At 65.9% G+C, this 25,385-nt stretch carries 30 protein-coding genes; 17 read left to right on the forward strand and 13 right to left on the reverse strand.

Features of this window, described 5'->3' with window-relative positions:
* Positions 1 to 4 precede the first annotated feature (4 nt).
* Positions 5 to 640 (forward strand): superoxide dismutase family protein, encoded by a 636-nt coding sequence (locus tag C1922_RS00785; RefSeq protein WP_108748041.1) that lies wholly within the window; start codon positions 5 to 7, stop codon positions 638 to 640.
* Between the two features lie 81 nt (positions 641 to 721).
* On the opposite strand, the gene C1922_RS00790 is transcribed toward C1922_RS00785, so the two are convergent.
* Together C1922_RS00790 and C1922_RS00795 are read right to left on the reverse strand one after the other, a co-directional pair.
* Positions 722 to 1,162: a hypothetical protein gene (locus tag C1922_RS00790; RefSeq protein ID WP_108748042.1), complete on the reverse strand. Its 441-nt coding sequence runs from the start codon at positions 1,160 to 1,162 to the stop codon at positions 722 to 724.
* A gap of 84 nt (positions 1,163 to 1,246) precedes the next feature.
* On the reverse strand, positions 1,247 to 2,134 hold the full coding sequence (locus tag C1922_RS00795; RefSeq protein WP_108748043.1) for a hypothetical protein: 888 nt from the start codon (positions 2,132 to 2,134) through the stop codon (positions 1,247 to 1,249).
* A gap of 93 nt (positions 2,135 to 2,227) precedes the next feature.
* On the opposite strand from C1922_RS00795, the gene C1922_RS00800 reads away from it, so the two are divergent.
* The gene (locus C1922_RS00800) at positions 2,228 to 3,523 is read left to right on the forward strand and encodes an acetyl-CoA C-acetyltransferase (RefSeq protein ID WP_108748044.1); all 1,296 of its coding nucleotides are present in this window, start codon (positions 2,228 to 2,230) and stop codon (positions 3,521 to 3,523) included.
* A 278-nt stretch (positions 3,524 to 3,801) separates the two neighbouring features.
* Here the strand turns inward: C1922_RS00800 and C1922_RS00805 are convergent, their stop codons facing one another.
* The 3 genes from C1922_RS00805 to C1922_RS00815 all read right to left on the reverse strand — a co-directional run bounded on the left by C1922_RS00805 (position 3,802) and on the right by C1922_RS00815 (position 6,976).
* Positions 3,802 to 5,097 carry a heme biosynthesis HemY N-terminal domain-containing protein gene (locus C1922_RS00805; protein WP_108748045.1) on the reverse strand — a complete coding sequence of 432 codons (1,296 nt, stop codon included), beginning with the start codon at positions 5,095 to 5,097 and terminating at the stop codon, positions 3,802 to 3,804.
* A 6-nt stretch (positions 5,098 to 5,103) separates the two neighbouring features.
* Positions 5,104 to 6,084, reverse strand: a complete 981-nt coding sequence (locus C1922_RS00810) for a uroporphyrinogen-III C-methyltransferase (RefSeq protein WP_108748046.1) — start codon at positions 6,082 to 6,084, stop codon at positions 5,104 to 5,106.
* Between the two features lie 103 nt (positions 6,085 to 6,187).
* Positions 6,188 to 6,976 (reverse strand): uroporphyrinogen-III synthase, encoded by a 789-nt coding sequence (locus C1922_RS00815; RefSeq protein ID WP_108748047.1) that lies wholly within the window; start codon positions 6,974 to 6,976, stop codon positions 6,188 to 6,190.
* A gap of 35 nt (positions 6,977 to 7,011) precedes the next feature.
* Here C1922_RS00815 and C1922_RS00820 point away from each other — a divergent pair, with 35 nt between their 5' ends.
* The 6 genes from C1922_RS00820 (at position 7,012) to C1922_RS00845 (ending at position 11,134) form a co-directional block, all read left to right on the forward strand.
* Positions 7,012 to 7,479 (forward strand): YiiD C-terminal domain-containing protein, encoded by a 468-nt coding sequence (locus tag C1922_RS00820; RefSeq protein ID WP_108748048.1) that lies wholly within the window; start codon positions 7,012 to 7,014, stop codon positions 7,477 to 7,479.
* Positions 7,480 to 7,511: 32 nt separating this feature from the next.
* Positions 7,512 to 7,943 carry a hypothetical protein gene (locus C1922_RS00825; RefSeq protein ID WP_108748049.1) on the forward strand — a complete coding sequence of 144 codons (432 nt, stop codon included), beginning with the start codon at positions 7,512 to 7,514 and terminating at the stop codon, positions 7,941 to 7,943.
* Positions 7,944 to 7,999: 56 nt separating this feature from the next.
* Positions 8,000 to 8,437, forward strand: coding sequence for a rhodanese-like domain-containing protein (locus C1922_RS00830; RefSeq protein WP_108748050.1), 438 nt, complete (start codon positions 8,000 to 8,002; stop codon positions 8,435 to 8,437).
* A gap of 100 nt (positions 8,438 to 8,537) precedes the next feature.
* Positions 8,538 to 9,056 carry a protein-export chaperone SecB gene (gene secB, locus C1922_RS00835; protein WP_004153553.1) on the forward strand — a complete coding sequence of 173 codons (519 nt, stop codon included), beginning with the start codon at positions 8,538 to 8,540 and terminating at the stop codon, positions 9,054 to 9,056.
* Between the two features lie 20 nt (positions 9,057 to 9,076).
* Positions 9,077 to 10,102, forward strand: coding sequence for an NAD(P)H-dependent glycerol-3-phosphate dehydrogenase (locus C1922_RS00840; protein ID WP_108748051.1), 1,026 nt, complete (start codon positions 9,077 to 9,079; stop codon positions 10,100 to 10,102).
* Between the two features lie 378 nt (positions 10,103 to 10,480).
* A complete protein-coding gene (locus C1922_RS00845; protein ID WP_108748052.1) occupies positions 10,481 to 11,134 on the forward strand; it encodes a hypothetical protein in 654 nt (217 codons plus the stop codon).
* 14 nt (positions 11,135 to 11,148) lie between these two features.
* Here C1922_RS00845 and C1922_RS00850 read toward each other — a convergent pair whose 3' ends face one another.
* Positions 11,149 to 11,523, reverse strand: a complete 375-nt coding sequence (locus C1922_RS00850) for a hypothetical protein (RefSeq protein ID WP_108748053.1) — start codon at positions 11,521 to 11,523, stop codon at positions 11,149 to 11,151.
* 510 nt (positions 11,524 to 12,033) lie between these two features.
* On the opposite strand from C1922_RS00850, the gene C1922_RS00855 reads away from it, so the two are divergent.
* Positions 12,034 to 12,402: a hypothetical protein gene (locus tag C1922_RS00855; RefSeq protein WP_108748054.1), complete on the forward strand. Its 369-nt coding sequence runs from the start codon at positions 12,034 to 12,036 to the stop codon at positions 12,400 to 12,402.
* A gap of 29 nt (positions 12,403 to 12,431) precedes the next feature.
* On the opposite strand, the gene C1922_RS00860 is transcribed toward C1922_RS00855, so the two are convergent.
* Positions 12,432 to 12,746, reverse strand: a complete 315-nt coding sequence (locus C1922_RS00860) for a hypothetical protein (RefSeq protein ID WP_108748055.1) — start codon at positions 12,744 to 12,746, stop codon at positions 12,432 to 12,434.
* A gap of 88 nt (positions 12,747 to 12,834) precedes the next feature.
* Between C1922_RS00860 and C1922_RS00865 the strand changes: the two genes are divergently transcribed.
* Complete coding sequence (locus C1922_RS00865; protein WP_159091811.1) at positions 12,835 to 13,584, forward strand: pentapeptide repeat-containing protein; 750 nt, start codon at positions 12,835 to 12,837, stop codon at positions 13,582 to 13,584.
* A 369-nt stretch (positions 13,585 to 13,953) separates the two neighbouring features.
* Here the strand turns inward: C1922_RS00865 and C1922_RS00875 are convergent, their stop codons facing one another.
* From C1922_RS00875 to C1922_RS00885, 3 genes are read right to left on the reverse strand one after another with little or no spacing between them, the layout of a single operon-like run.
* The gene (locus C1922_RS00875) at positions 13,954 to 14,388 is read right to left on the reverse strand and encodes a hypothetical protein (protein WP_108748057.1); all 435 of its coding nucleotides are present in this window, start codon (positions 14,386 to 14,388) and stop codon (positions 13,954 to 13,956) included.
* A 42-nt stretch (positions 14,389 to 14,430) separates the two neighbouring features.
* Positions 14,431 to 15,804 (reverse strand): HipA domain-containing protein, encoded by a 1,374-nt coding sequence (locus tag C1922_RS00880; protein ID WP_108748058.1) that lies wholly within the window; start codon positions 15,802 to 15,804, stop codon positions 14,431 to 14,433.
* Positions 15,801 to 16,064, reverse strand: a complete 264-nt coding sequence (locus C1922_RS00885; RefSeq protein WP_108748059.1) for a helix-turn-helix domain-containing protein — start codon at positions 16,062 to 16,064, stop codon at positions 15,801 to 15,803. The genes C1922_RS00880 and C1922_RS00885 overlap by 4 nt, the downstream gene beginning before the upstream one ends.
* A 323-nt stretch (positions 16,065 to 16,387) precedes the next feature.
* Between C1922_RS00885 and C1922_RS00890 the strand changes: the two genes are divergently transcribed.
* On the forward strand, positions 16,388 to 16,960 hold the full coding sequence (locus tag C1922_RS00890) for an Ax21 family protein (RefSeq protein ID WP_199912246.1): 573 nt from the start codon (positions 16,388 to 16,390) through the stop codon (positions 16,958 to 16,960).
* Positions 16,961 to 17,094: 134 nt separating this feature from the next.
* Here C1922_RS00890 and C1922_RS00895 read toward each other — a convergent pair whose 3' ends face one another.
* Entirely contained in the window at positions 17,095 to 18,096 is a 1,002-nt protein-coding gene (locus C1922_RS00895) for a DUF6624 domain-containing protein (protein WP_234413422.1), read from the reverse strand.
* Between the two features lie 77 nt (positions 18,097 to 18,173).
* Between C1922_RS00895 and C1922_RS00900 the strand changes: the two genes are divergently transcribed.
* Complete coding sequence (locus tag C1922_RS00900) at positions 18,174 to 19,148, forward strand: Dyp-type peroxidase (RefSeq protein WP_108748061.1); 975 nt, start codon at positions 18,174 to 18,176, stop codon at positions 19,146 to 19,148.
* Here C1922_RS00900 and C1922_RS00905 read toward each other — a convergent pair.
* The gene (locus C1922_RS00905) at positions 19,145 to 20,923 is read right to left on the reverse strand and encodes an ABC transporter transmembrane domain-containing protein (protein WP_108748062.1); all 1,779 of its coding nucleotides are present in this window, start codon (positions 20,921 to 20,923) and stop codon (positions 19,145 to 19,147) included. The two genes, C1922_RS00900 and C1922_RS00905, sit on opposite strands and share 4 nt — an antisense overlap.
* Positions 20,924 to 21,030: 107 nt before the next feature.
* Here C1922_RS00905 and C1922_RS00910 point away from each other — a divergent pair, with 107 nt between their 5' ends.
* The 5 genes from C1922_RS00910 (at position 21,031) to C1922_RS00925 (ending at position 24,778) form a co-directional block, all read left to right on the forward strand.
* Complete coding sequence (locus C1922_RS00910; protein ID WP_108748063.1) at positions 21,031 to 22,125, forward strand: TraB/GumN family protein; 1,095 nt, start codon at positions 21,031 to 21,033, stop codon at positions 22,123 to 22,125.
* 66 nt (positions 22,126 to 22,191) lie between these two features.
* The gene (locus tag C1922_RS00915; RefSeq protein ID WP_159091813.1) at positions 22,192 to 22,365 is read left to right on the forward strand and encodes a hypothetical protein; all 174 of its coding nucleotides are present in this window, start codon (positions 22,192 to 22,194) and stop codon (positions 22,363 to 22,365) included.
* Between the two features lie 109 nt (positions 22,366 to 22,474).
* Entirely contained in the window at positions 22,475 to 23,143 is a 669-nt protein-coding gene (locus tag C1922_RS20295; protein WP_159091815.1) for a hypothetical protein, read from the forward strand.
* A gap of 1 nt (position 23,144) precedes the next feature.
* The gene (locus C1922_RS00920; RefSeq protein WP_159091817.1) at positions 23,145 to 24,164 is read left to right on the forward strand and encodes a hypothetical protein; all 1,020 of its coding nucleotides are present in this window, start codon (positions 23,145 to 23,147) and stop codon (positions 24,162 to 24,164) included.
* 17 nt (positions 24,165 to 24,181) lie between these two features.
* On the forward strand, positions 24,182 to 24,778 hold the full coding sequence (locus tag C1922_RS00925) for a thioredoxin domain-containing protein (RefSeq protein WP_159091819.1): 597 nt from the start codon (positions 24,182 to 24,184) through the stop codon (positions 24,776 to 24,778).
* A gap of 16 nt (positions 24,779 to 24,794) precedes the next feature.
* On the opposite strand, the gene pnuC is transcribed toward C1922_RS00925, so the two are convergent.
* The gene (pnuC, locus tag C1922_RS00930; protein ID WP_108751440.1) at positions 24,795 to 25,379 is read right to left on the reverse strand and encodes a nicotinamide riboside transporter PnuC; all 585 of its coding nucleotides are present in this window, start codon (positions 25,377 to 25,379) and stop codon (positions 24,795 to 24,797) included.
* Positions 25,380 to 25,385: the final 6 nt, after the last annotated feature.

The raw sequence follows: 25,385 nt of genomic DNA on the forward strand, positions 1-25,385 counted from the left end.
TCACATGCGTCTGATCCACACTTCGCTGTTCGCGGCCATCGCCGCCCTGGGCCTGGCGGCCTGCAGCCAGCCGGCCACGCCGGAAGCCGAAGCACCGGCCACCACCCCGGCCGAAGGTTCGGCGGCACCGGCCGATCCGGCCAGTGCCCCGGCTGCCGACGCGGCCGCTGCCGCCACCACCGATGCCACGGCCAGCGCAGAACTGGCACCGACCCAGGGCAATGAAACCAAGGGCAGCGTCACCTTCAAGGTGGTCGATGGCAAGGTGCACGTCAGCGGCCAGATCAGCGGTCTGAAGCCGGGCAGCGAGCACGGCTTCCACATCCATGAAAAGGGTGACTGCAGCGCGCCGGATGGCATGAGCGCCGGCGGCCACTTCAACCCGGGCAAGCAGGACCACGGCAGCGTGGCGGCCGATCCGCACCACGGCGGCGACATGCCCAACATCAAGGCCGACGACAAGGGCGTGGCCACCATCGATGGCCCGGTGTCCAGCAACGTCAACATCGGCAAGGGTGATGACTTCGACATCATCGGCCGCGGCCTGATCGTCCACGCCGACGCCGACGACTACAAGACCCAGCCGACCGGCAACGCCGGCGCGCGCCTGGCCTGCGCGGTCATCCAGAAGGCCCCGTAAGAAAGCACAAACGCCGGCGAAAGCCGGCGTTTCTCATTGCGGTGTCGCCAGGCCAGGCCAGGCGGATTGCATCCGGTCGCCTTACAACGGCGCCGCGGCCAACTTCCTGGCCTGCACCGCCACTGCATCGCAGGCGGCCGTGCTGCCCTCGCAGAGCGTGGCTATCTTCCGGGTGCGACGAAACGGATGTTCGCGATCCCAGCCGATCGCCGTGCGCATGCGCACCACCGAGGGCGCCAACGGATGTGGCGCGGTGAACAACACCCAGGTAGTGGCGGTGTAGTCGGGGTCGTTCTCCACCGTTTCCCTGCTCGTCTGCAGCACGACCATGCCGGCCGGCGTCTGCGCCTGCAGCCGTTCGATGTCCTTGCGCTGCGGCAGCTTCTCAGCGAACGCTGCCACGCTGGTGTACTCCAGCGGTAGATTGTCATCACCCGTGCGCACCGGGGCGCTGGCCTGGACCAGCCCGGTCAGGGCCAGTCCGAGCAGGCAAACGGCACGTCGGCACGCAGAAACGGTCATCGCACGAACTCCTGTATGTTGCGCCCGGCCGCGCCCGCGCACGGTTGCGCCGGTCCACACCCGGCGGGAGGTATCCCACGAAGATCAGCGCGCCAGCAGCGCGCGCGCGTCCTGGCCGGCCTCGCAGTGCACGAACAGCACCGGCACGCCGTGCGCTTCCAGCACCGCGGCCATCTGCCGCTGGCGCATCAGGAACTGCTCGTAGATGCCCTGCAGGCGATCACAATCGCCCTTGGCATGGTTGTAGTACGCGCACCAGCCGGCCGGGTCGAACAGCGCCATGCGGGCCTCGCCCTGCACATAGCGCAGCAGCGGTTCCGGCGTGGCGTCCAGCCACTCTTCTTCGCCCGGGGCCAGGATCGCCGTTTCGATCAGCGGCCACAGTGCAGCCAGGCCCTGGTTGTCGTACTGCATCGACATCATCGCGGCCAGGTCGTTCACCGTGAAATAGCGCGCGTGCTCAACCCGGGCACCGAAGCCCTTCTGCGCCATCAGCGCGGTATCGGCGTGGGCCATGCCATTGGCCAGCAGCGTTTCTTCCAGTGCATCGGCCACTGCGGCAATGGTGGCCGCATCGGTACCGGTCAGCAGGAACGGCACCACGCGCAGGCCACCGCCCACCAGGGTGGCATCGGCCTGGAACGGCAGCGGCACATCGCCCTGCGCATCGGCGCCGAAGGCCAGCAGGCGCGGGCCCTGGTTGCGGCCGGGCGCACGCATCTGCAGTTCTTCCAGGCGGCGGTGGATCGGCCAGCCCGGGCGCAGTACTTCGGCCGGATCGAAATGGGCGGCGGCGAAGACCAGGTCCAGCTCGGCCACCTGCGGCACCAGCTTGGAAAGATCGCGGCCGACACGTTCGGCCAGTTCGCCTGCCTGTTCGGCACTGAGGACCGCCTGGCCAGGAATTTCTCCGCCGGCCAGTTCCAGGGCCAGCACGCCAAGGGCGTTCATCGCGGGGTCGGGTTTGCTCATGGTTCCACGGTTGGCCCATCACAGGGCGGCAGCTACACTTGGCCCCATTATGCCTGCTCTGCCGTGCAGGCCATGTTGCAGACACCCTCATCCATGCCAGGTATCTCCATGCCCAACGCTCGTCCCGTCGCCATCCTCGGTGGCGTCCGCATTCCGTTCTGCCGCCAGAACACCGCGTATTCGGATGTCGGCAACCTCGGCATGTCGGTACGTACGCTGGGCGCGTTGGTCGAACGGTTCGGCCTGCATGGCCAGCAGCTGGGTGAAGTGGCCATGGGTGCGGTCATCAAGCACTCCAGCGACTGGAACCTGGGCCGCGAGGCGACCCTGTCCTCGGGTCTGTCGCCTTTGACCCCGGGGATCACCCTGCAGCGCGCCTGCGGCACCTCGCTGGACAGCATCATCACCGTCGCCAACAAGATCGCCCTGGGGCAGATCGAATCGGGCATCGGTGGCGGTTCCGATACCACCTCCGACGTGCCGATCGTCTACGGCAAGAAGCTGCGCGCGCGCCTGCTGGCCGCCAACCGGGCCAAGACCACCGGCGACAAGATCCGTGCCCTCACCTCGGGGTTCAAGTTCTCCGAGCTGAAGCCCGAGTTCCCCGGCGTGGCCGAGCCGCGCACCGGCAAGAGCATGGGCGACCACTGCGAGGACATGGCCAAGGAATGGAACATCTCGCGCGATTCGCAGGACGAGTGGGCCGTCTCGTCGCACAAGAAGCTCGCCGCCGCCTATGAGCGCGGCTTCTTCAATGACCTGATCGCACCGTTCCGCGGCGTGGAGCGCGACAACATCCTGCGCGCCGATACCTCGCTGGAAAAGCTGGCCACGCTGAAGCCGGCATTCGACAAGGTGTCCGGCCGTGGCACGCTCACGGCGGCCAATTCCACCCCGCTCACCGACGGCGCCGCGGCCGTGCTGCTGGCCAGCGAAGAGTGGGCACGCGCGCACGGCCACGAGCCGCAGGCCTACCTGCGCGATGCGCACGTGTCGGCGGTGGATTTCGTGCACGGCGAAGGCCTGCTGATGGCGCCGACCGTGGCCGTGCCGGAAATGCTGAAGCGCAATGGCCTGACCCTGCAGGATTTCGACATCTACGAAATCCATGAAGCCTTCGCCGCCCAGGTGCTGTGCACCCTGCGCGCCTGGGAGAGCGAGGATTACTGCCGCAACCGCCTGGGCCTGGATGCACCGATGGGCCGCATCGACCCGGACAAGATCAACCTGCTGGGTTCGTCGCTGGCCACCGGCCACCCGTTCGCCGCCACCGGCGCCCGCGTGATCGCCACCGCAGCCAAGCAGCTGGCCGAACGTGGCGGCGGCCGCGCGCTGGTGTCGATCTGCACCGCCGGCGGCATGGGCGTGGTGGCGATCGTCGAACGCTGATCAGAAAGGTAGTGCCGGCCGCTGGCCGGCAATCCCGAGCGCCAACCAAGGTTGGCGACTACCAGAAATGATTCGGTTCGGCCGTGCAGCGTCATCGCCGGGAGTGCTTTGGTAGATGCCGACCTTGGTCGGCCGTGCAGTGTCACCGCTCGGATGAGGTCCGAGCGCCGACCAAGGTTGGCGACTACCAGATCAACAAAAAAACGCCGCCCATCGGGCGGCGTTTTCGTTGCTGCTCCGGTGGGTGCCGACCGTTGGTCGGCACACCTCGGCCATGCTCACGGCACCCGCGGGTTGCCGAACTCGTCGCGCACCTCATTGGCGTCATACACCGGCGGCTGCGCGGCAGTAGGCAGGTCTTCCACCGTGCTGCGCGGCACGGCATCGGCCGCATGCACCAGCGCCACGCTGTCCTCGCCACGCTGCAGGCGCAGCGCATTGGCCAGGCACTGCGCGGCCAGTGCAGGTTCGCCACGCTGGGCAAAGGCTTCACCCAGTGCTTCCCACGCCGGCGCACCCGCGCCGGCGGCAACGGCCTCGTGCAGGAAGGTTTCCGCCGCCGCCCAATCCTGCTGCGCCAGTGCCACCCGGCCCTGGGCCAGACGCAGCGCCGCTGAATCGGCATGCACGTTGCGCCAGCGCTGCAGGTTGGCCTGGCGGGTGGCCAGGCGGTCTACCGGCAGGCGGCCGTACAACGCCACCAGTTCGTCGTCCCAGCGCTGGTCCAGTGCCTGTTCCAGCGCCAGCAGGGCTGGTTCGTCCCATTCCAGCGCCACCGCGCGGGTGGCATAGGCACCCACCACATCGGGCGTCGGCCGCAGCGCCTTGGGCGTGGCTTCCCACTGCGCGGCCAGCGCGTTCACATCGCCCGCTTCCAGCAGCGCCTGCGCGGCAAGCCGGGCTTCCAGTTCGCTGGCGGCCTCGCTGGGCAGCACCTTGCTCTGGCGCAGCGCGCCCAGCTGGCCATAAGCCTCGTGGGCACGGCCGGCGCGGGCCAGCGCTTCGGTGCGCAGCCACAGGCCGCGCGGCGGCAGCGGCTGGATGGCCGCCACGTCCAGCGCGTTGATCGCATCCACCGGCAGATCGCGGGCCAGCAGCTGCTCGGCGCGCAGCAACGCATGCAGCGTGGCATCACGCTCGCCCAGCCGCTGCAGCAGCGTTTCACCGCCCGCGCCGTCGGCCCGCGCCTGCGCGCTGCGCACCGCGTTGGCCAGCGCGATCGCCGTCACTTCCGAATCCTGCGCGGCACCGTCCAGCAGTTTTTCCGCACGCTGCCACTGGCCGTGCTCATAGGCCTGCAGGCCATCGATCAGGCGCACCCGGCCCTGCTTGCGGCGGTAGCGGCCCCAGGCACGGAACGGTGCGGCAATCAGGCTCCACAGCAGCCACAGCACCAGCACGGCGATGACGGCCAGCAGCGCCACCTTGGGCAGGTTGCTGTGGTAGTCGTAGCCACCATGGCGCAGGATCACCTCGCCATAGCGGTTCAGGTCTTCGGCGCCCAGCCATTGCGCGGCGACGATGCCGATGGCCACGGCCAGCAACAGCACGACCAGGGATTGCACGGGCTTCATACGGTCTTACCTCCGGTCGGTCTGGGTGCGCAGCTGCCGCAGCGTGCTGCCAAGTACGTTGCCATCGGCCTGTAGCGGCAGTTGGCGCAGGGCCTGCAGTTCAGCACGTTGCGCGCGCAGGGCTGGTGAATCCGGCCAGCGGCGCTGCGCCCACTGGTCCACACGGGCCAGCGCGGCATCGCGGCCGCGGCCATCACCGCGTTCAATGGCAGCACGGGCCAGGGTCAGTTCCAGTTCCAGTGCCTGTTCGGCGCTGGCACGTTCGCCGGCGGTCAGCGGCCCCTGCAGGCGGCTGGGGGTGATATCCACGAAGGCCGCGATAGCCGCCTGCCACCAGGGCCGCGCGACCGGCACCACGGGCGATGTGGTCTGCACCTGCGAAGGCAGGCGCTGCAACGCCTGCGAGACGGCATCCAAGCGCTGCAGGGCCAGCACGCGCGGGCCATCGCCCAGTGCATCCAGCGCTTCGCGTTCCTGCACCAGCGCCTGGCGCAGGTTCAGGCCATCGCTGTCGGGCAGTTCTGCCAGTGCGGTGGCGGCCAGGCCGTACAGGCGGCGCGCACCATCCACATCGTCGGCGAAGGCCAGGCGCTGGGCGGCCTGGGTCAGCAGCAGTTCGGCCTCGTCGCGCTGCACCGCCTGGCGGCCCAGGTTGGCGCTCTCGGTCAGCTTGGCCAGGTTTTCTTCCAGCAGCGCGCTGCGCTGGGACAGGCCCAGCATCTCGTCGCGCAGCACGCGGTTGGTGGCCGCCGCATCCTGCAGGCGCTGGCTGCTGGCGCGCTGGTCGCGGCGCAGGGCCTCCACCGCTGCTTCCAGGCCCTGCAGCTGCACGGCGGCCGTCTGCGCCTGCGCCTGCTGTTCGTGCTGCTGGTGCTGCCAGAAGTACCAGGCGCCGTAGCCGGCAGCCGCCAGGCCCACCACCACGGCGCTGGCCAGCAGCCATCGGGCAGGGGAACGGGGGGCGGCGGGGGGCGAAGTATCGTTCATCAGGCTTCCTTGTCGGCGGCGCGCCCGGGTGGGCCCGGCCGGCGGCGTTGCACACAGCATCACCGTTGGCGATCAGCGCATCAAGCGTGCGCCCGGCGCCTGTTCAGTTCGCTGCCGGGGCGGTGAGTGCAGCGTGTGCGGCAGCGGTCATCTGCGCGACAGTAGGGCCCTCGCTGCGCACCACGCGCTGCAGGCCCAGCGCCTGCGCCTGCGCGGCCAGTCGTTCGCTGGCGGCCAGCACGATCGCCTGCTGGCGCAGTCGTTGCTGCCAGGGCGGCGACAACTGCTGCCAGAAGCGCTGCAACGCCTCGCCACTGCTGACGGCCAGCAGCCAGGGTGTCGCCGATTGGGCCAGGCGCGACAAGGTACGGCGTGGCAGGCGCACCGGCACGCGTTCGTATACATCCGAACGCAGGATCTGCGCGCCGGCCCGCTGCAACTGGGCGGCAATCAGCCCGCGTCCGCCGGGGGCGGTCACCAGGCCGATCTGCAGCCCCTGCACGTTGTCCAGGGCGGGCAGGCCCAGCAGGCCTTCGCTGTCCATCCGCTGCGGTGCCTGCACGTCGGCCACGCCCACGGCCTGCAGTGCGCGTGCGGTGCCCTCGCCGACGGTCAGCCACGGGCCGCGCTGCGCGGCGGGCAGATCCACCCACGCCGCTGCAGCCGCCACCGCCGCCGGGCTGGTGAACACCACCCGCGGGCAGGCCAGCGCCTGGTTCAGCCGCTGTTCCACCGCTGCGCCCTGCAAGCGCCGCAGCCGCCACGGCGGAAACGCCAGGGTGGTCCCCCCGTAGCGGGCTGCGGCGCGGCGCAACCCGGCATGCTGCCCCTGCGGGCGCAGCGATATCAGGGTCCAGCCAGTGGGTATCGTATGGTTGGGCATTGACGTCATTATGCGGGCCCTTCGTTGTCGTGGTTGCTGCTCCGATGTCCGTTGATGCCCTGACTTCCTCGCTGGCCTCCCTGCAGGACGTGCTCGACTGCATGCCGGCCGTGCGCGCCATGCAGATCCGTCTGGATGGCTACGCCGACGGCGTGCTGCGCATCACCGCGCCGCTGGCCGCCAACGTCAACGACAAGGGCAACGCCTTCGGCGGCAGCCTGGCCTCGGTGCTCACCCTGTCCGGCTGGGCGCTGGTCAGCCTGCGCCTGCGCCTGGCCGGGCATGACGCCGAGGTCTACGTGGCCGACAGCAACCTGCGTTACCTGGCGCCGGTCTACGAGGACCTGCACGCCCATGCGGCCGCCGCCGAAAGCAGCGCCTGGGACACCTTCCTGTCCACCTTCCGCCAGCGCGGCAAGGCACGCATCAGCATCGTCGCCACCCAGCCCGGCGCCGATGGCCGCCCGGCGGCTGAATTCAGCGGTCGCTTCGTTGCCTTCGCCAAAGGGTAGGATGTCAGGCTGACGTCCTGGGGAACCCACCGATGCGCCGCCTGATCCAGATCCTGTTGTGCTCACTGTTGCTGGTCAGCGCCGTTGCCGGCGCGGCCGCCGACGACCTGACCCGCAAGCAGCGCAAGCTGCTGGAAGAAACCCAGATCGCCTACGGGGCCACCATCCGCTGGGGCACGATGGACGACGCCATCGCCTACCTGGACCCGCAGCTGCGCAAGGACAAGCCGCCCACCCAGTTCGAGTTGAACCGCTACGCCCAGCTGCGGGTGTCGTCCTACCGCGAGCGCAGCTCGGCCGCGCTGGACGGGGGCCAGGTCGAGCGCCGGGTGGAAATCGGGGTGATCAACCAGAACACCCAGGCCGAACGCACCGTGGTGGTGACCGAGCGCTGGCGCTGGGACCCGGAAGCCAAGCGCTGGTGGCAGGCGGCCGGCCTGCCGGACCTCTGGCAGGGGCAGTGACGGCCAGCCTGCGGCTTGTGCGACAATCGGCCCCCGCTTATAGACCCGTGATCTGAGTGAATTACGAAGAGCTGCTGGCCTTTGCCGGCCGAAACCCGATGCTGTCCGCAGCCCTGGTGGGCCTGACCGTGGCCATCATCGTCACCGAGGTCCGCCGCCTGTTCCGGGGCTTCAAGGGCATCAAGCCGGCTGAGCTGACCCAGCTGATGAATGCCGGTGGCGCCGTGGTGGTCGACCTGTCGGCCAGTGGCGACTTCGAAAAGGGCCACATCGCCGGCAGTCGCCAGGCACAGGCCAGCGCGTTCGGTCCGGAACACAAGCTGGTGGCCAACGCCAAGCAGAGCCCAGTGGTGCTGGTGTGCCGCAGCGGCAACGCCTCGGAAACCGCCGCCAAGGCGCTGAAGAAGGCCGGTTTCGAAAAAGTGTTCGTGCTCGATGGCGGCATTCCCGCCTGGCAGCAGGCCGAACTGCCGCTGGTCAAGGGTCGCAACTGATCGACCGCGGTGGCGGCATTGGCCTTGTGTGGGCCACCTGCCGCCCCCATCGCTGTAGTCCGACCTACGTTTTCATTGCATTCATCTGGAGTTACAGGAAATGTCCGAAGAGATCACCAACGGCGCCGCTGCGCCGGTCGATGCCGCTACCGGCCCCGCTTTCACCGTCGAGAAGATCTACGTCAAGGACGTTTCCTTCGAGTCGCCGAACGCGCCGACCATCTTCAATGACCAGGTGCAGCCGGAGCTGCAGCTGAACCTGAACCAGCAGGTGCAGCGCCTGGGCGAAAATGCCTTCGAAGTCGTGCTGGCCGTGACCCTGACCTGCCAGGCCGGTGAGCGCACCGCCTACGTGGCCGAAGTCAAGCAGGCCGGCGTGTTCGGCCTGGTCGGCCTGGACCCGCAGTCGATCGACGTGCTGCTGGGCACCCAGTGCCCGAACATCCTGTTCCCGTACGTGCGCCAGCTGGTCAGCGACCTGATCCAGGCCGGCGGCTTCCCGCCGTTCTTCCTGCAGCCGATCAACTTCGAAGGCCTGTACGCCGAAACCCTGCGCCAGCGCCAGGAACAGGGCGACGCGCCGTCGCTGGCTGATTCCGAGCCGGCCGGCAACGCCTGAGCTTGGCTACGACGTCACGGATGAGCGATACCGCTGACAAAGTCGCCGTGCTTGGCGCCGGTTCCTGGGGAACCGCGCTGGCCACGCTGCTCGCCCGGCACGGTCACCCGACCGTGCTGTGGGGGCGCGATGCCGCCGTGGTCGAAGCCATCGACCAGCGCCATGAAAACCCCCGCTACCTGCCGGGCATCCCGCTGCCGGACAGCCTGCGCGCGACCACCGACATGGCGGCCGCCTTGCAGGATGCCGCCTGGATCCTGGTGGTGACCCCGTCGCACGCGTTCAATGAAACCGTGCGCGCGCTGGCGCCGCTGCGACCGGCTGGTGCCGGCGTGGCCTGGGCCACCAAGGGCTTCGAACCGGGTTCGGGCCGCTTCCTGCACGAAGTAGCGCGCGAGATCCTGGGTGACGACGTGCCGCTGGCCGTGGTCACCGGGCCGTCGTTCGCCAAGGAAGTGACCCAGGGCCTGCCGACGGCGATCACCGTGCACGGCGACGTGCCCGAGTTCGCGCAGACGGTGGCCGAAGCCATGCATGGTCCGGCGTTCCGCGCCTATACCGGCGATGACATGGTGGGTGCCGAACTGGGTGGCGCCATGAAGAACGTGCTGGCCGTGGCCACCGGCGTGGCCGATGGCATGCAGCTGGGCCTGAACGCCCGTGCCGGCCTGATCACCCGCGGCCTGAACGAAATGCTGCGGCTGGCCGCGGCCATCGGTGCCAAGCCGGAAACCCTGATGGGTCTGGCCGGGCTGGGCGATCTGGTGCTGACCTGCACCGGCGATCTGTCGCGCAACCGCCGCCTGGGCCTGGCCCTGGGCCGTGGGCAGACGCTGCAGGACGCCGTGCGCGAGATCGGCCAGGTGGTTGAGTCGGTGCAGACCGCCGACGAAGTAATGCGACAGGCGCGCCGTCATGGCATCGACCTGCCCATTTCCGACCGCGTGCGTGCCGTGCTGCACGGCGAGCAGACGCCCGAAGAAGGCCTGCGCGCATTGCTGGCGCGGGAACAGAAACCGGAATACCCGGATACCCTGTTCAAGTGATCTGAAGAACCCCCGACCAGCGTCGGGGTTTTTTTTGGTCGCGCGCGCGGCCCATCCACGCATGGCGTGGATCTACAACGGCGGGAACCCGCTCTTGGTAGGTGCCAAGCTTGCTTGGCACAGCGCATCACCGCGCGCGGCGATCCACGCATGGCGTGGATCTACAACGGCGGGAACCCGCTCTTGGTAGGTGCCAAGCTTGCTTGGCACAGCGCATCACCGCGCGCGGCCCATCCACGCATGGCGTGGATCTACAGCGGCGGGAACCCGCTCTTGGTAGGTGCCAAGCTTGCTTGGCACAGCGCATCACCGCGCGCGGCCTATCCACGCATGGCGTGGATCTACAATCATGCCCCCACATCACGGCAAGGACAGGGAATGAAGTCCAGGAATCTCGCCATCTCATGGCTCATCGCGCTGTTGGCCGCGTGTTCGCAGGCGCCGGCACCGGCACCGCAGGCAGAGGCTACGCCTGCACCCACGACGACGCCCACGGCACCCGAGCCCGAACCGTCCATCGAAGACGGCGTTGACCCGTCAGTGTGGGACAACGAAGGCGAGCCCGAAGGCGAAACCGCCAGCGGCGACCTGAGCTGCCAGGACAACCCGCTGGCCACCTACTTCTTCACCCTGGTGGGCGGCAACACGGTGGACGACTGCGGGCGCAAGGACGCCCGGCTGCTGGCCGCGTTCGATGCGCTGATGCAGGACACCGCCGATGCTGAATCCAGCGAGCCGGGCATCGCGCCGCTGCGCGAACGGCTGCTCAGTGGGCCCAGCGCACCGGGCCAGCCTATGCAGCTGCAGGACGGCGCCTGGTGGATCTACACGGCCTGCCAGGCCCACCAGTGCCCCGGCACCGCGCTGGCGGTGCTGTACTCGCCCGAGCAGGGGCGCATGGTGGGCCGGCTCGCCGCGCGCTGCAAAGTGCGCTGGCTGGGCGGGCCCAACGACGAACAGCGCCAGCGCATCGCCCACCTGCGGCCGCTGGACCCGGCAAGCCTGGCCGGCGAGGACGAGGACTGCCGGTAAGCGGGCGGCCCGGGCTATGCGTCCGGGCGCAGGCGCGTGCTGATCTGCGCAGTCATCGCCAGGCAGGCCATCATCAGCCCTTCCACCACGCGGTCGCCGGGGTGATCGCTGGGCGGGCCGTTCTGGCGGATACGCTCGGCGGCCAACAGCATTTCCAGGCCCACACGCAGGCCGGACAGCGCGCATTCGGCGTCGGCCAGTGCCTGCTGCCGGCCGGGCATCAACTGGCGTTCGGGCCAGGGCTGGCCATCGGCGGCCGCGCCCTGGCCGATACGGCGCAGGGCGGCAACGAAGGCGCTGGGCAGTTCAGCGGTGTCGGCCGTGGCCGGTTGATCGGCGCTGGGGGCAGCGCGGTGCGGGTGCAGGCGGGGGAATTCCGGGGTGGTCATGGCTGGGGCTCCGTGCGGGACGAACGGTGGCCGCCACACAAAGGTGGCGGGCGGAGACGTGGCTCGAAAACCGGTGACAGTGAACCGGCAGGCACATGGCCTCCACGCTCCGCCCGCCATGGCCGGCAGACGGATTGCCGACCGACGCCCCGAACGCTGACGTCGGTCGGCAAGCGCAAACACTTCACTGTCAATCGGACGGGTTTTCGAGGCCCGGCCACCGGTGCGCTGGCGGCCCACCCTGTCTACCCGCGCAGCCGCGCTGCGCCCATCAGACAAGTTGCAATCGCACCACGGTGTGACGCGCCTGCGTAGTCTTCCATGCCGCCCAAACCCCTGCGGCAACAAGTGACGCAGGCGAACGCCGCCCCGTGCCGATATGCGACAACGGTCTTGATCGCGCCCCCGTACTGCGCGCCATCCAGTGCCAGTTGCGACAGCTCTGCAGTGCTACGCTGGGCCCCAACCGCCGCACCGTTCCTCCACGTTGTTCCGATAAGGGCCCGACCCATGACGGATGCCACAACGCCTGTCGACCTGTTCGCCGCACTGCGCGGCCTGCTGCGCGACGCCGCCGGTTCACTGCAGGTGGTGCACGACAGCCCCGAGCACTTCTACGCCAACGGCCCGCACCCCGACGCCAAGGGCAAGCCGCAGTTCTTCGGCGCAGTGAAGGTGTCCGGGCGCAAGCACGCCTTCCACTTCATGCCGGTCTATGAATTCCCCGAGCTGCTGGCCGGTATCAGCCCGGCGTTGAAGAAGCGCATGCAGGGCAAGTCCTGCTTCAACTTCGACACATGGGATCCGGTGCTGATGGACGAACTGGCACAGCTGGTCACGCAGGGAACAGCCCGCTACCGCGCGCTGGGCCGGCTGTAAGCGGCGCGGTTCGAACGGCAGGGCCGCTCTCAGCCTTCGTGAACGTAGCGGTCCTCGACAATCTCGGTTACCTCGTCATCCTCGTCCAGGCGGAACTCGAAATACCCATCGTGTTCGCTGAAGACGGCCACGCCCTTCGTTTCATCGATCACGCAGAATGACAGCGGCACGGCCATGAAGAAGCCGCTGCGACTTCGCAGTTCAACACGGCGCGCATGGCTGAAATCGCGCGCGCCCAGGCCTCTCTCGCACAGCTCCTGCACCGACCGCCCGCGCTTTATCGACAGTTCCTCTGCCCAGTCGCGCACGACGTCCATGGGGCTGCGGAGGGGCTTGATCTGCATGATGCTGCGGTTCCATCTGCGTGGCTGCCGAGCTTAACCTGCCGGGCCTGCCTGCTAGACTGCCGGGCCCTGCCTCATGGATGAACGCATGGCCGCACAGCGCCTGAAACTGCTGCCGAAGAACGACATCGCCGCACTGCGCGCGCGTTGGACGCCAGAGCAGGTGCCGCAGATGGCCAACCCGCGACGCAAGGATGACTGGCGTGACAAGACCATCACCAACCGGCACTGGCAGCCTTCGCCGTTCGGGCTGACCGCGGATGGCCGGTTGGACTACCGTGGGTTTCCGTATGCGGTGCCGCAGTACCAGAACCTGCAATCGGTGGATCTCTCGTATGTCTCCCCTTCGCACGGGGCCACGTTCCTGGTCCATGCCGTGATGGAAGACTGTGATTTCACCGGCGCCGCGATGGGGACTCTCGAAGAATCCTTCCTGCGTTGCCGCTTCGATCTGACGACCTTCGACAACAACGAACTGAGCGGCGTGTTCAATGGCTGCAGCTTCGTGCAGGCCAAGCTGCTTCGATGCCATTCCAACGCGCACTTCATCGACTGTGATTTCCGCGATGCCAGCTTTGCCGATGCGGACTTCTCGCGCGCGCGCTTCGTGCGCTGCAATTTCGAAGGCGCCCGCTTCAAGCGCGCCGACCTGCACAAGGCGATCTTCGTCGGCTGCCGGCCCAGTGACACACAGCTGGCAGACTGCTATTGCAGCGATGACATCCGCTTCGAGAGCGACGAGGGTGAGGTTGTTGAGGTGACGATGCCGGCGCCGGCGGAACACCCGTTGCTGGCATGGAGCGACCGCTATCTGAAGCGGGTGGAAGGTGAGGGGTGAAGCGCGAGCGCCCCAGCGCCGGGAACCCGCCGCGCGCGTCGATGCCCTGGCGATGATCACCACATAGGTGGCAAGCATGCCGACGGCCAGGCGCATCACTTCGACCTCCCAGTTGTCACGGTACCGGGAAGGGCCGGCAATGGCCCAGTCCAGCAGCAGCGCCGCCATCAGCGCCATCATGCGGTGGGCTGAGGTGATCAGTGCATCTTCGCTGGCGTGGCCCAGATTCGGATCCCAGCGGCCGATCAGCCAGCCGAAGCCACGCCCGTAGTCCCGCGCCACCAGGTAATGGAGGAACACCACCCCGGCCATTGCGCTCAGCAGGAACTGCAACAGGGGATGCATGGGCGCCAGCGGGAGACAACGTTCCTATCTCAGCCAAAGCCCTGAAAGCATCAGGGCGCTGGCAAAGGACAGCAGACAGCGGATGACGATCATCACGCCGGGCTGCGCGCCGCTCACCGCAGGTGCCACCTTCTTCCAGTTGTCGGCGTTGTAGGTTTCATGAAAGAACTTGATGGAAGTACCGATGACGTTGATCAGTGCGATCAACACCGCCATTCCCCACAGACACAGCAGCGACATCGAGACCGCAATGGCGTACTGCTTGGCCGTGGCGACAGTGAACAACGCCAGCGATTGGGCCATCCACTTGAGCAGAACGCTGACGGCCACGGTCCCCGCAAAGACCAGCAGCAACAGCACACCGACCTTGAGCCATTGCGTCTTCGCGTCTGACTTCTGCCCGGTCCAGACAAGCCACAGGGCAAGTGCCTGGAAGACGGCGTAGAGCACTGCGTGCATCACTTGTTCACTGTGATCTTGAGGGCAGCTTTGCCGGGCGCTTCACCGGCGCGCAAGTTGCCGGACCATTTCGTCTATCACTACGTGTATCAGTGTTCGCAGCAGGTGTGCCTCTCCCTCAAGCGTTGCACCCATATCGAAGCGTTGCAGCCATGCGGCATTGTCCTGCTGAACCTGTGCGTACAACGCTCGTGCTTCGGTGCCGATGCGCTCGACCTGATCGCTCAGTCTGCGGGTGGCCAGCTGTGGAGGAAGGCCCAATGCAACACCCGCCGCCACAAGGTCATCAAACCGAAGAGTGTGGAAATGTTGCATGCCTAAAATGGGCCATGCCATTTCAGAGTGCGTCGGCCAGCGTGCATCGGGTCCCTCGAATGCGGCGGTTTCGTAGCACGCAGTTGACAGAAGATCGTAGTGCGGCGCCAGCTCGATGCCCTCGCTGTCGACCAGAAAGCTGAGGTTCTTCAGATGGGCGTCGTTGTTGCCGGTCAGCACGTTGAACACCAGCCAGTCGAACAGGCGCAGGCGCGTGGCCAGCTTGCTTCGGCAGTGCTGCACGATCGCAGCCAAGGTATCGATGCTGCCCAACGAGTACTTGAAACTGGCAGCCAGGTTCAGCAGTTGGCAGGCATCAATGGCGTGACGACGGTGTACGGCGTTGGCTGTCACCACACGATCAAAGCGTTCGATGATGAACACCGGTTCTGGCACGTAGCGCCGCTCTACCCGTGGAACCTGCAGGCCCATGCGCCCCGCCAGCCGCATCACGAACCATTCGTTGGCCACACTATGCGGATAGCCATCGCTGGTGCTGTCCGGCTTGAGGATATGGGTCGAAGGTTCCGCGCCCAGTGGTTGGTACAGTTGTCCATCCTGTTCGATCACGGCCAGCTTGTGCTGGGCCCCCGCCAGCAACATGCGCTTGGCTGCTCCCGCCGCCAATGACGTGCGCGGCAAACCGCGGATGCGTTGCGAAAGCTCGGCATCGGCAAGCACCTCGCGACTGCCCGGCGACAGAGACTGCCCGGGCGGAAGCAGTGTGAGTGAACCCGCAGATTCTGCGCCGTAGTGCGCCAGCAGCGCGAACGCGTTGGCACTGTCCAATCGGGCGTCACTGGCCATCAACGTGCGTTGCTGCTCTTCGGGCAGCAGGTTGTCGAAGTACCACTGGACCGGGCGATCGCTGCCGCCATCGACGATGTCACCCTCCTGCAGGGGCAGCGCCGGCGCGAGCGCGAAGCGGGCGGCGTCGGACAGCCATTGCGGCGCATAGTTGAAGCGCCACAGGTCTCCTGCTTCGGCCAGGGTGCCTACCAGCGTGTCGTCGATGCTGACCTGCAGTTGCGCCGGCACGTGCAGCCCGGACAGCGCGCACACCTTCGGTACGTCCTGCACATGGATCGGCGGGTGGCTCATCGCGGGTTGCCCTTTCGCCGCGTGCCCGCAGGCGTCATCGCCGCATCTGGTACGTCGATCTCCACATGCAGGCCCAACTCCTTCAGCACGGTAAACAGCTTGTCCCACTGCACGGTGGTGCCGCCGCGCTCGATCTTGGCCAGAAAATTCTCGCTCACCCCGATCCCTTCCGCGGTGGCGTCCTGGCGCAACCCCTGGTACTTGCGCACCGCTTTGACCAACGGGCCGAGTGCTGCTGCGTTGTCCAATCGGATCTTCAATGTCGAATCCTCATGAGTGCGAGGTTTTCTGTGCTGAGGACAGTCTATCGCGTTGAATCCTTACTCTGATGAGGATTTAACGTTAAATCGCTTCGGACCGCATGGAATCCGCAAGTTCATGAGGATTTTTGGGCGGTCCGTGCGAGTCCGACCAAACCGCTACAAGTTCCCTGAACGGGAACCTCATTCATGTACTGGTCAGTACAATATTCAGGGGCGATTTCACCAGCAAACGGATAATTCACACCTGTCGACCGCCTCCTCTCTCCCTCTCCCGGGAGGCGGCCGACGAAACCAAAAATAATTAAAGGTGTGTCCCGATGATCAAGAATTCGCTGCTTGCCCTGGGTCTGCTGGCTGCCCTGCCGTTCGCTGCATCGGCTGCCGATGGCCTGTCGTACAACTACGTTGAAGGCGGTTACGTGAACACCGATGCCAAGGGCGGCGACGCCGATGGCTGGGGCGTGAAGGGCTCGGTTGCAGTGCACCCGAACTTCTCGGTCTTCGGTGACTACAGCAAGCAGGAAACCGACACCTTCAAGAACGATGTCGCCCAGTGGCGCATCGGTGCCGGCTACAACTATGTCATCGCACCGAACACCGACCTGGTGGCTCGAGTTGCGTACCAGAAGTTCGACCTGAAGCACGGCCTGGACTTCAACGGCTACTCCACCGAAGTGGGTCTGCGTACCGCGTTCAACCCGTACCTGGAAGGCTATGCGCTGGCCGGTTACGAGGATTACAGCAAGAAGCACGGCATCAATCCGGAAGGCGAGTTCTACGGCCGCGTCGGCGCCACCGCCAAGTTCAACCAGAACTGGGGCCTGAGCGGCGAAGTGAAGCTGGCCAAGGCGGGCGACCGCGAGTGGTTCGTGGGTCCGCGCTTCAGCTGGTAAGACATCGCTCTGTCGTTAGTGCGTGTAAGTGGCATGTGACTCTCTCTCTCTCCCGCATGCCATCCGAAGCCCGGCCTTGTGCCGGGCTTCTTTTTTTCCAGTGCTCGCGGCGGTGCGTAGGCCCGCCCACGCGATCAACGCACTGGCGCGCCGTAACTGTCGGCCAGGATGGCTTTGTACTCGGCCAGCGTGGGCAGCCCCATGGCGCTGCGCCGTGCATCCAGGCCGGGCATGTCTTCGGTGGGGCGCAGCCGCATCGCGCCGTCCTCGCCCCGCACGAACTGGCTGCCGTAGCGTTGCGGTTTGCCCTGCGCCACCAACACGCGGTCGGTCAGCAGGGCAACGTCAGCCCGATCGGCCTCGCCCGCCATGGCGGCCTGTTCGATCAGCGGCAGTACGTCTGCCTGGAAGGCAGGATCCTGGTCAGCGTGCTGCACCAGCAGCCATGCTGCCTTGGCGCCATCGCGGCCCACCTTTGATCGTGTCGGCCATCCCTTCTCGGCGATCACCGATTTCAGCCACTCCGCATTGGCCTTGGCCAACGGGCCGATGCGCTTGAAGGCCTCCTCGCCCCCGGTCGCAATGGCGGCGTGCTGCTCGGCCTGGTCGCGGGCCTCGCGCTCCAGCAGTTCGTTGCGCAACGCTACGTCCAACTGCGCGTCCCGCTGCGTCTGCGTCGCTTCCACGCGTGCCAACACACGCTCCCAACCCGGATCAGCGCGCAACGCGTTCAGGCCAGGACGATCCTTGTGCAGGAGATCATCGACGGGCAGCCGGTCCTGCTCAACCAGCGAAACGACGTAGGCCATCGCAGCGGCGCGGTCGCCAGCGGCCGCGGTGCACTCGACCAGCAGCAGCTCGCCCGCATCAGGAAAGCGGGTGCCCTGCTGATACATCGCGCCGAGCGTAGCGGCGCAGCCCTTGAAATTGTCGTCCTGGTACTGCTGCAGGGCGCTGAAGAACGTACCGGTCTCTGCCGCATGGCCGGTGCAGGCCGCGCCGAGCAGCAGTGCGAGCAGTACCGGAGCGTCTCTGCGTGTACGGATGGATGCCATCGTGCTGTCCTCCCTGAAGCGTGGTACAGACATCTTGCCAGATGAAATCGGGGCCGCAACGCGCGAACGGCAGTCGAGCAAGCTCGACGCTACCCGGGCTGGCATCCTGGCGGTGTTGGTTCGGCTATGATCGCCGCCTCAAGCCAGCAGGATGTTCCATGAATTCCCAGCCCGCCCCGATCACCGCCCTGAACCACACGCTGGACAACGAGCCGCAGCAGATCACCGCGCCGTTGACCCATTGCGCGGCCTTCCTGGTGCTGAAGGTGAAGGACGATGCCGATTCCATCGCCACGGTGCGGCAGGTGCTGGGCAGTACCGATGATCTGATCAAGAACACCGCCATCCGCGAGATCGAGCGGACCTTCACCTGCAATGTGGCCATCGGCCATCGCGTGTGGGCGCCGGTGGTGGGCAGTACGCCGCCGCGCGAGCTGAAGCCGTTCCGCCAGATCCAGGGCGCCACCCACACGGCGGTGTCCACCCCCGGCGACCTGCTGTACCACATCCGTGCGCGCACCCAGGACCTGATCGTGGCCTTCGAGCGCAGCCTGCTGCTGGCCTTCGGCGACGCGGTGGAAACGGTGGATGAAGTGGCCGGCTTCCGCTACTTCGATGGCCGCGACCTGCTCGACTTCGTCGATGGCACGGCCAACCCGGAAGGGCTGTCGTTGCCGGAGGCCACCATCGTGGGCGACGAAGACCCCGAACACGCCGGTGGCAGCTACGTGGTGGTGCAGAAGTACCTGCACAACCTGCAGGCCTGGCGCGCGCAGAAGACCGAAGCACAGGAAGCCATCATCGGCCGCACCAAGCATGACAACATGGAACTGGACGATGCACCGGCCGATGCGCAGAAGTCGCACAAGACGCTGTGCACCATCGAAGATGCCGACGGCGAACACGAGATCCTGCGCGACAACATGCCGTTCGCGCGCCCGGGCCACAACGAGTACGGCACCTACTTCATCGGCTACACGCGCCGGCTGTGGGTGATCGAGCAGATGCTGGAGCGCATGTTCATCGGCAATCCGGCGCCGCTGCACGACCGCATCCTGGATTTCTCCACGGCGGTCACCGGCGTCACCTTCTTCGCGCCCTCGCGCAAGGTGCTGGCCGACCTGGGCGACTAAGCATGGCGGGCGGACGTCGTTTGCAGGCCGGCGCGCAGGGCGTGCTGGTAAGCCGGAACCGATAACAGCGCGGCGGGCGCTCCCTCGGCAACCACTCTTCCGCCTTCGATCAGGACGACATGATCCGCTGCGGCCATGACGGAGGGACGATGCGTCACGACCAGCACTGTCCGCTGGCCCGCAAGACGGCGCAGGATTGCCAGCAGATCACGCTCGGCCTGCGCGTCGAGGGCCGAGGTTGGTTCATCCATCAGTACGATGGGACATGCGGAAAGCAGCGCTCTGGCAATGCCGATGCGCTGCGCTTCGCCGCCTGACACTGGATGGCCGCCCGCACCCAATGGGGTGTCATATCCCAGGGGCAATGTATCGGCCAACGGGTCCAGCCCCGCGCATCGTGCTGCGTAAAGCACCGCGTCCGGGCTGACAGCGATATTGCCGTAGGCGATGTTCTCGCGCAGCGACATCCTGAGGACCGTTGGGAACTGGGGGACAACCGAGATCTGTGCCCGAGTGGCTTCGATGGGCGTTTCGGAAAGCGGCAAACCGCCGACCAGAATCTGTCCGGCACAAGGCGAATAGAAGCGCTGTAAGAGTGACAACGTTGTGGATTTTCCGGAGCCCGATGCCCCCACCAGAGCAGTGATTCTTCCCGAACCTGCGCGAAAGCTGATATCGGCAAGCACGCGGTGGTCCAGACGTCCGGGATAGGCGAATGCCACTTTGGAAAAAACCACCTCATTGCCCTCAGCGACGCGGTCCATCCCCGCGCGTACGTCGACGACCGGTTCACGCAGAACGGCGTCAATGCGCTCAAGCGCCGCCCTTGCCGACACCAGCATGCTGTGTGCGTGTGATGCTTCGACTGCAGAAAGCACGAGCACGCCCGAATACAGTCCGAACTGGATCAGTTCGCCGTTGCTCATGACACCTTGTTCGCGCAGCAGTGCACCCTCGAGCAATGCAAGCGCAATACTGCCGCCGATAGCCAGCAACGTGCCGGACTGGACCAGTGCCGTGGCGATGGCAAGCCGGCGGGCCGCGCTTCCACCTCGGGCAAGTCCCTGTGCGAATGTGGCGGCTTCCTGCGTCTCCCGGCAGAACGACTGCACCACCCTGTAAGCGGCAAGGCGTTCGCTGGCCATGGCAGTGGACGCGACAATCGCCTGCTGAAGCTGGGTAGACCTGCGTTTCAGCCACACAGAGCCGGCAAGCATCAGTAGCAGCAGGCAAGGAAGTGCAGCCAGCAACCACAGCGCCAGGTGCGCGTTGCTCACCCACAGCATGACCATGCTACCGACCCCAGTCACCAGGCACCGTGCCGCGACCGAGCAGGCACCGCCCAGGGCGAACCGGACCAACCCAACGTCCGTGGTCATGCGCGCCATCAGTACTGACGGACCGGTACGGTCGTAGAACTCGCCACCCATCCTGAGCAGGTGGGCCAGCAGCGTGCGCTTGAAGTGGGCTGCGGCGAACTCACCGAAAAGCGTGATGCAGTAGAAACGCAGTGCCGTACTGCAAGCCAGTGCGGCAGCGACGGCGCACAGCACGGATAATGCCAATGCATCCATCCGCCAGCGGTCGATCGACAGAGATAGCAGATAGGGAAACAGCAGGGTGCATGTGCAGGAAACCGCGATCCCCATCGCCCAGCCCAGCAGCAGCCACGGGTGCCGCCGAACGGCCTCCTGCAGGACCGCCCATGCCCCGGCGCGGAATGGCGTCGACGCCGCACGCGTATGCCCGTCTTCGGCCTGCGCGGGACCTTCCATGGTTCCCCGATTCCCTGATGATCGACCTGCAGCCTAGCATGTAGCGCACCGACCGCGTATCCAGTAGTCTCGCCGGCACGGACAACACATGGAAAGGGTTTGTGCCGATGAAACTGCTTCAGTTCGCAACGTGCGCATTGGTGCTGGTGTCCACGACAACGGTAGCACCGGCGCGCGCCGGCGATCAGGTTGCCGTACCGGCCGCCACGGTCGACATGGCACCTGTCCAGGTCGGGGTCAAGTCGCCGCCGATGTGGCTTTTCAGCAAGGACGGCAAGAGACTTATCGTTCTCGGTACCCAACTGCCGCTTCCCGAATCGGGGATTCTGGTCACCGGCTCCGTTCGCGATTACATCCGGCAGTCCGAGGTCGTCCTTACCGGCCCCGGACTGCGTACAGGTGATGGCGTAGGAATGCTGAAAGGGTTGACGCTCGTTTCCAGCATGCGCAACGCACAGAAGAACCCAGGTGGGCGCACGCTGTCCGAGGTGGTGCCCGCGCAGACCTACGACAAATGGGTAGCACTCAAGGCGAAGTACATCGGCAAGGACGCCAGCGTGGAGAAACAGCGACCGATGTACGCGGCCTATGCGTTGTACAGCGCTGCACTCAAGCAGCATGGATTGACCGACGTCCCTTCGCTGGGCGCAGTCATCGCCAAGGCGACGCGGGATTCGGGACTGGAGCGTCTGGATGCCCGCTACAGTCTACCCAATGACAATCTGCGCCGGACACTCAAAGAGTTTGATGTCGCAGCCGATGCCGATGCGCAGTGTCTGGATCGTACACTGGATGTACTGCAGGCGTATCTGGAATTTGCTCCGGTTGCAGCCGAGGCTTGGGCTGCCGGGGACATCCAGCGCTATCGCGACGCTGAGCAGCGCTATGTTCCCATCGAAGGCTGCTGGGCACGCTTGACCAACGAGGCCATGGCGCGCAGCTCCGGTGTTGATGACCCTTACGCCAATGTGGACGCAACGTGGCTGGCTGCTGTGCGCAACGCGCTGCGGAACAATGCGACCGTTTTCTCGACGCTGCCGGCACGCGACCTGATCAACGCTACCGGGCTTGCCAAGGCCCTGCGCGACGATGGCTTTGCGGTCATGCCGCTGTTTACCGACGCCCCCACCCAGAGCGGGACTTCCACGCCTGAACTGCGGACGGCGGCGGAACTGGCCAGGGATCTTGCGCAGCGTCACTAAACACTCTAGATTCGGCAGGCCTGAACGGACGTTCAGGTTTATGCTGACTATATGGAGATGAATTGCATGAATATCGCAGCGATGCAGCAGGCAACTGCTCTGGAACAGGCGTTGGAAGCCAGTGCGGAGCTTGTGGAGAAAATCACCACGACGTTCAACTTTGTGGGGCCGCGCGGTAAGCGCATCGACTTCTGCAGCGATTGCTGCGGGTCGAACGGCAACGATTGCGTTCCCCAGTAACTGCTGTATCGGCATTGCCTCGTAACGAGGCAATGCTGTAGCTGATCGTCGGGTGCATCGACATCTCGTCGCATGCCCCTTCGCAAAGGGAATATCGACAAGGAGTGTCATGGTCCTGCAACGAGACAGCAGCGCTGGTCGCTTGCTGCTGGATATGGTCGGTGCTGCTTGCTCGGCGCCTGGGTCGCACAAGGTGGCCTATCTGCTGCCATCCACACGGGTGAACTTCAGCGCCGTTGCCGCGGTCGTCCGCAATCATCCCGGCGTTCCCTTCGTTGGCACCTTGGTCGATGGTGCCAGGCAGCCTTTGCAGGTACTGGCCGCGCTGCGGCGCGGAGAGGCCTGCCCAGTGCTGATCATCTTCTCGGACCAGTTGTTCGGCCCTGAGATCGCGAATATTCCGTGCAAGCACGACGGCGGCAGCACGTTCTACTCCGGCTTTGAATCCATCCTGTTCGCAAAATATGGCTACACCTTGAACCTGCCGATGGGCGCGTCGGAAGTGTCGCTGCCTCCTCCCGGTTCGGTGGACGATGCGCTTGCACTGCTTCGGCGATACTTCGAGCACGCAGCTTCGCTGGGCCCGGACTGGTTACTGGCCGAACGGCAGGTCGAACGTACGCTGCCGGGGCGTATCCGCGAGGCGCGCATGCGCTCGGGGTTCCTGCGGTCGGCTGTCTACCACCGTTACGCGGAGCGACCCTTGGACACCGCAGGCCGGGCAACCCTCGGCTGCGTTGATGATGTGGAGCAGCGCATGCTTGAGGCGGGACGCTGAGATGTTCCTTCCCTCCTATCTGGTTGCCCTGTTGGCGCCGCTGCAATGGCTGGACAGGCGTGTTCTGTGGCTTGAACGGTATCTGGAAACGCCATTGAGCGACCAGGACCAACGTGCACTGCAGGTCGCATGCGCGCGTTCGGGGTGTCGCTTCGGCAAGTTCTATCATTGGTACCTTCAGAAGAAGGTGATCAGCAAGATCTGGCGCACCATCTCCCGTGAAGGTGTGCTGCGCATGACCTCGTCGCTGGACAGAACCGACTACGCCGCGTTGGATGAAGCGCTGGCGAGTCCGAATGGCCTGTTGCTGGCGCTTCCTCACCATGGCCTGTACATCAATACCATCGTCTCGCTCGTGGAACGTGTGCGCCAGCACCGGGACATCCACATTTTCTATGGCGACCCTGCCACCCATCCGGGGAACGATGTCTTTGATGGCCTGTGTCGTCGAATCTGGCTGGATGATCCCCAGTCGCGGGTGAGCATTCTGTACGACAACCGGCAGGGTCTGGCACGGGCGCTGCGAAGCCTCCAGCAGGGGGCTGCGGTCATCATCATGCCCGACGTGTTCAAAGATGAACTCGAGACGCTGCAGATTCCGTTCTGTGGCCGGGCGATGAACATCATGATGGGTACGGCCGTGTTGGCGCGTAAGACCGGGGCGACCATCCTGCCCGTCGTCTGCCGCCCACAGGGCAAGGGCATGGGGTTCAGGACCGAGATCGGGCCGCAGATTGCGTGTTGTGAGCCCTTTGACGGCGAAGGAGTTGTGGAGACTGGTCTGCTGAATTACCGCACCATGCTGAAGGTCTTCAAGTTCTACGAGAGCATCATGGACAAGGAAATCGTCTATTGGCAGTTTGCCCGACAGATGTATGCACATGATGTCGAGCTGGCGCGACTGGACCAGGCTGGCATGCTCGATGCGGCCGCAGCGCTGGTTGACGATGCGAGACTGCATGTGCCGTCGGCATTCGCGCTTGACGAGCCTGTGCCGGCCATGAGCCGGGGGGCTATATGACGCGATCTGCAGCGTCGATGGCCTGCCTGCTGCTTGCGCTCAGCGTTGGTGGCTGTACGCCAGGCACGGACGTGGTGGGCGGAAGGGGCGTGGAGGGTCGCTACAGTGCGCTGGTAGATCTTCGACCGGGCACCTTGAATCAGGTCGCGCTGGATGTCTATGAAGACTTCACCTGTCCGGCCTGCCAGACCTTCAGCCTGGAGGTGGTGCCCGCGTTGCAGCGCAGGTACGGCACTGCGCTGGTCATCAGGACCCACTACGTGGCCGCGCCTTCGACCGATCCGGCGGCGGTGATCCTGCACGACCTTGCGGTGTTGCAGGGCAAGGAAAGCGACGTCGCGGCCGCACTGTGGGCGTCGCGACTGGAACATCGCACCAGCCTGCAGAACACTGAGCGGGTGCGCGATGTGGCCATTCGGTTTGGCTTGGACGAGCAACTTGAAAGCGCGTTGGCTGATCCCCGCAGTGCCGCGCAGGCAAGCGCCGAATGGCAGCGTGTCGCGCACAAGGTCTCACATTTTCCGTATGTGCAGATCGAGGGCGAGATTGTGACCAACGGAGAGCCGCAGAATCTGCAGCGGATCATCGACAGTCTGCTGCGCACGCCGCATTGAGCGGCGGTTGGGCGCATTACGTGGATGTGGTCGGCGTGTTCGCCACCTGCGGTGCGCGCGCGGCGGCCTGCCACGCGCGCAGGCCGAACACGGCCAGGCCCAGGAAGAACACGTACAGCGCCGCGGTCACGTGCAGCGACTTGAACAGGTACGTGCCCACGTACACCACGTCCACGCCGATCCATACCCACCAGCACGCCGCATGGCGGCGCGCCTGCCACCACTGGCCGACCAGGCTGAGCCCGGTCAGCAGGGCATCCAGCCACGGCAGTGCGGCATCGGTGAAGCTGTGCATGACCGCACCCAGCGCCACGCCGCCACACACGCCGATGGCCAGGTCGCGCAGCAGCTTTCCGCGCGCCAACGGCACGATGCGGATGCTGCCTTCATCGGCGGCATGCTGGCGCCAGTTCAACCAGCCGTAGACCAGGAAACCGCCGAAGATCACCTGCAGCAGGGTGTCCGAATACAGCTTGGCTTCGGCGAACACCAGTCCGTACAGGGCCACCGACAGCAGCCCCACCGGCCAGGCCGACAGCCGGCGCCGGGCCATCAGCCAGACGCCCAGCACGCTGCACAGCGCGGCGGTCCACTCGAGCAGGGGCCC

Source organism: Stenotrophomonas sp. ZAC14D2_NAIMI4_7 (assembly GCF_003086675.1).
Lineage (GTDB): Bacteria > Pseudomonadota > Gammaproteobacteria > Xanthomonadales > Xanthomonadaceae > Stenotrophomonas.

Excerpts from the sequence above, each read along its gene's own strand:
- C1922_RS00785 (WP_108748041.1), top strand. The coding sequence starts at position 5 with ATGCGTCTGATCCACACTTCGCTGTTCGCGGCCATCGCCGCCCTGGGC.
- C1922_RS00790 (WP_108748042.1), bottom strand. The coding sequence starts at position 1,162 with ATGACCGTTTCTGCGTGCCGACGTGCCGTTTGCCTGCTCGGACTGGCC.
- C1922_RS00795 (WP_108748043.1), bottom strand. The coding sequence starts at position 2,134 with ATGAGCAAACCCGACCCCGCGATGAACGCCCTTGGCGTGCTGGCCCTG.
- C1922_RS00800 (WP_108748044.1), top strand. The coding sequence starts at position 2,228 with ATGCCAGGTATCTCCATGCCCAACGCTCGTCCCGTCGCCATCCTCGGT.
- C1922_RS00805 (WP_108748045.1), bottom strand. The coding sequence starts at position 5,097 with ATGAAGCCCGTGCAATCCCTGGTCGTGCTGTTGCTGGCCGTGGCCATC.
- C1922_RS00810 (WP_108748046.1), bottom strand. The coding sequence starts at position 6,084 with ATGAACGATACTTCGCCCCCCGCCGCCCCCCGTTCCCCTGCCCGATGG.
- C1922_RS00815 (WP_108748047.1), bottom strand. The coding sequence starts at position 6,976 with ATGACGTCAATGCCCAACCATACGATACCCACTGGCTGGACCCTGATA.
- C1922_RS00820 (WP_108748048.1), top strand. The coding sequence starts at position 7,012 with ATGTCCGTTGATGCCCTGACTTCCTCGCTGGCCTCCCTGCAGGACGTG.
- C1922_RS00825 (WP_108748049.1), top strand. The coding sequence starts at position 7,512 with ATGCGCCGCCTGATCCAGATCCTGTTGTGCTCACTGTTGCTGGTCAGC.
- secB (WP_004153553.1), top strand. The coding sequence starts at position 8,538 with ATGTCCGAAGAGATCACCAACGGCGCCGCTGCGCCGGTCGATGCCGCT.
- C1922_RS00840 (WP_108748051.1), top strand. The coding sequence starts at position 9,077 with ATGAGCGATACCGCTGACAAAGTCGCCGTGCTTGGCGCCGGTTCCTGG.
- C1922_RS00845 (WP_108748052.1), top strand. The coding sequence starts at position 10,481 with ATGAAGTCCAGGAATCTCGCCATCTCATGGCTCATCGCGCTGTTGGCC.
- C1922_RS00850 (WP_108748053.1), bottom strand. The coding sequence starts at position 11,523 with ATGACCACCCCGGAATTCCCCCGCCTGCACCCGCACCGCGCTGCCCCC.
- C1922_RS00855 (WP_108748054.1), top strand. The coding sequence starts at position 12,034 with ATGACGGATGCCACAACGCCTGTCGACCTGTTCGCCGCACTGCGCGGC.
- C1922_RS00860 (WP_108748055.1), bottom strand. The coding sequence starts at position 12,746 with ATGCAGATCAAGCCCCTCCGCAGCCCCATGGACGTCGTGCGCGACTGG.
- C1922_RS00865 (WP_159091811.1), top strand. The coding sequence starts at position 12,835 with ATGGCCGCACAGCGCCTGAAACTGCTGCCGAAGAACGACATCGCCGCA.
- C1922_RS00875 (WP_108748057.1), bottom strand. The coding sequence starts at position 14,388 with ATGCACGCAGTGCTCTACGCCGTCTTCCAGGCACTTGCCCTGTGGCTT.
- C1922_RS00880 (WP_108748058.1), bottom strand. The coding sequence starts at position 15,804 with ATGAGCCACCCGCCGATCCATGTGCAGGACGTACCGAAGGTGTGCGCG.
- C1922_RS00900 (WP_108748061.1), top strand. The coding sequence starts at position 18,174 with ATGAATTCCCAGCCCGCCCCGATCACCGCCCTGAACCACACGCTGGAC.
- C1922_RS00905 (WP_108748062.1), bottom strand. The coding sequence starts at position 20,923 with ATGGAAGGTCCCGCGCAGGCCGAAGACGGGCATACGCGTGCGGCGTCG.
- C1922_RS00910 (WP_108748063.1), top strand. The coding sequence starts at position 21,031 with ATGAAACTGCTTCAGTTCGCAACGTGCGCATTGGTGCTGGTGTCCACG.
- C1922_RS00915 (WP_159091813.1), top strand. The coding sequence starts at position 22,192 with ATGAATATCGCAGCGATGCAGCAGGCAACTGCTCTGGAACAGGCGTTG.
- C1922_RS20295 (WP_159091815.1), top strand. The coding sequence starts at position 22,475 with ATGGTCCTGCAACGAGACAGCAGCGCTGGTCGCTTGCTGCTGGATATG.
- C1922_RS00920 (WP_159091817.1), top strand. The coding sequence starts at position 23,145 with ATGTTCCTTCCCTCCTATCTGGTTGCCCTGTTGGCGCCGCTGCAATGG.
- C1922_RS00925 (WP_159091819.1), top strand. The coding sequence starts at position 24,182 with ATGGCCTGCCTGCTGCTTGCGCTCAGCGTTGGTGGCTGTACGCCAGGC.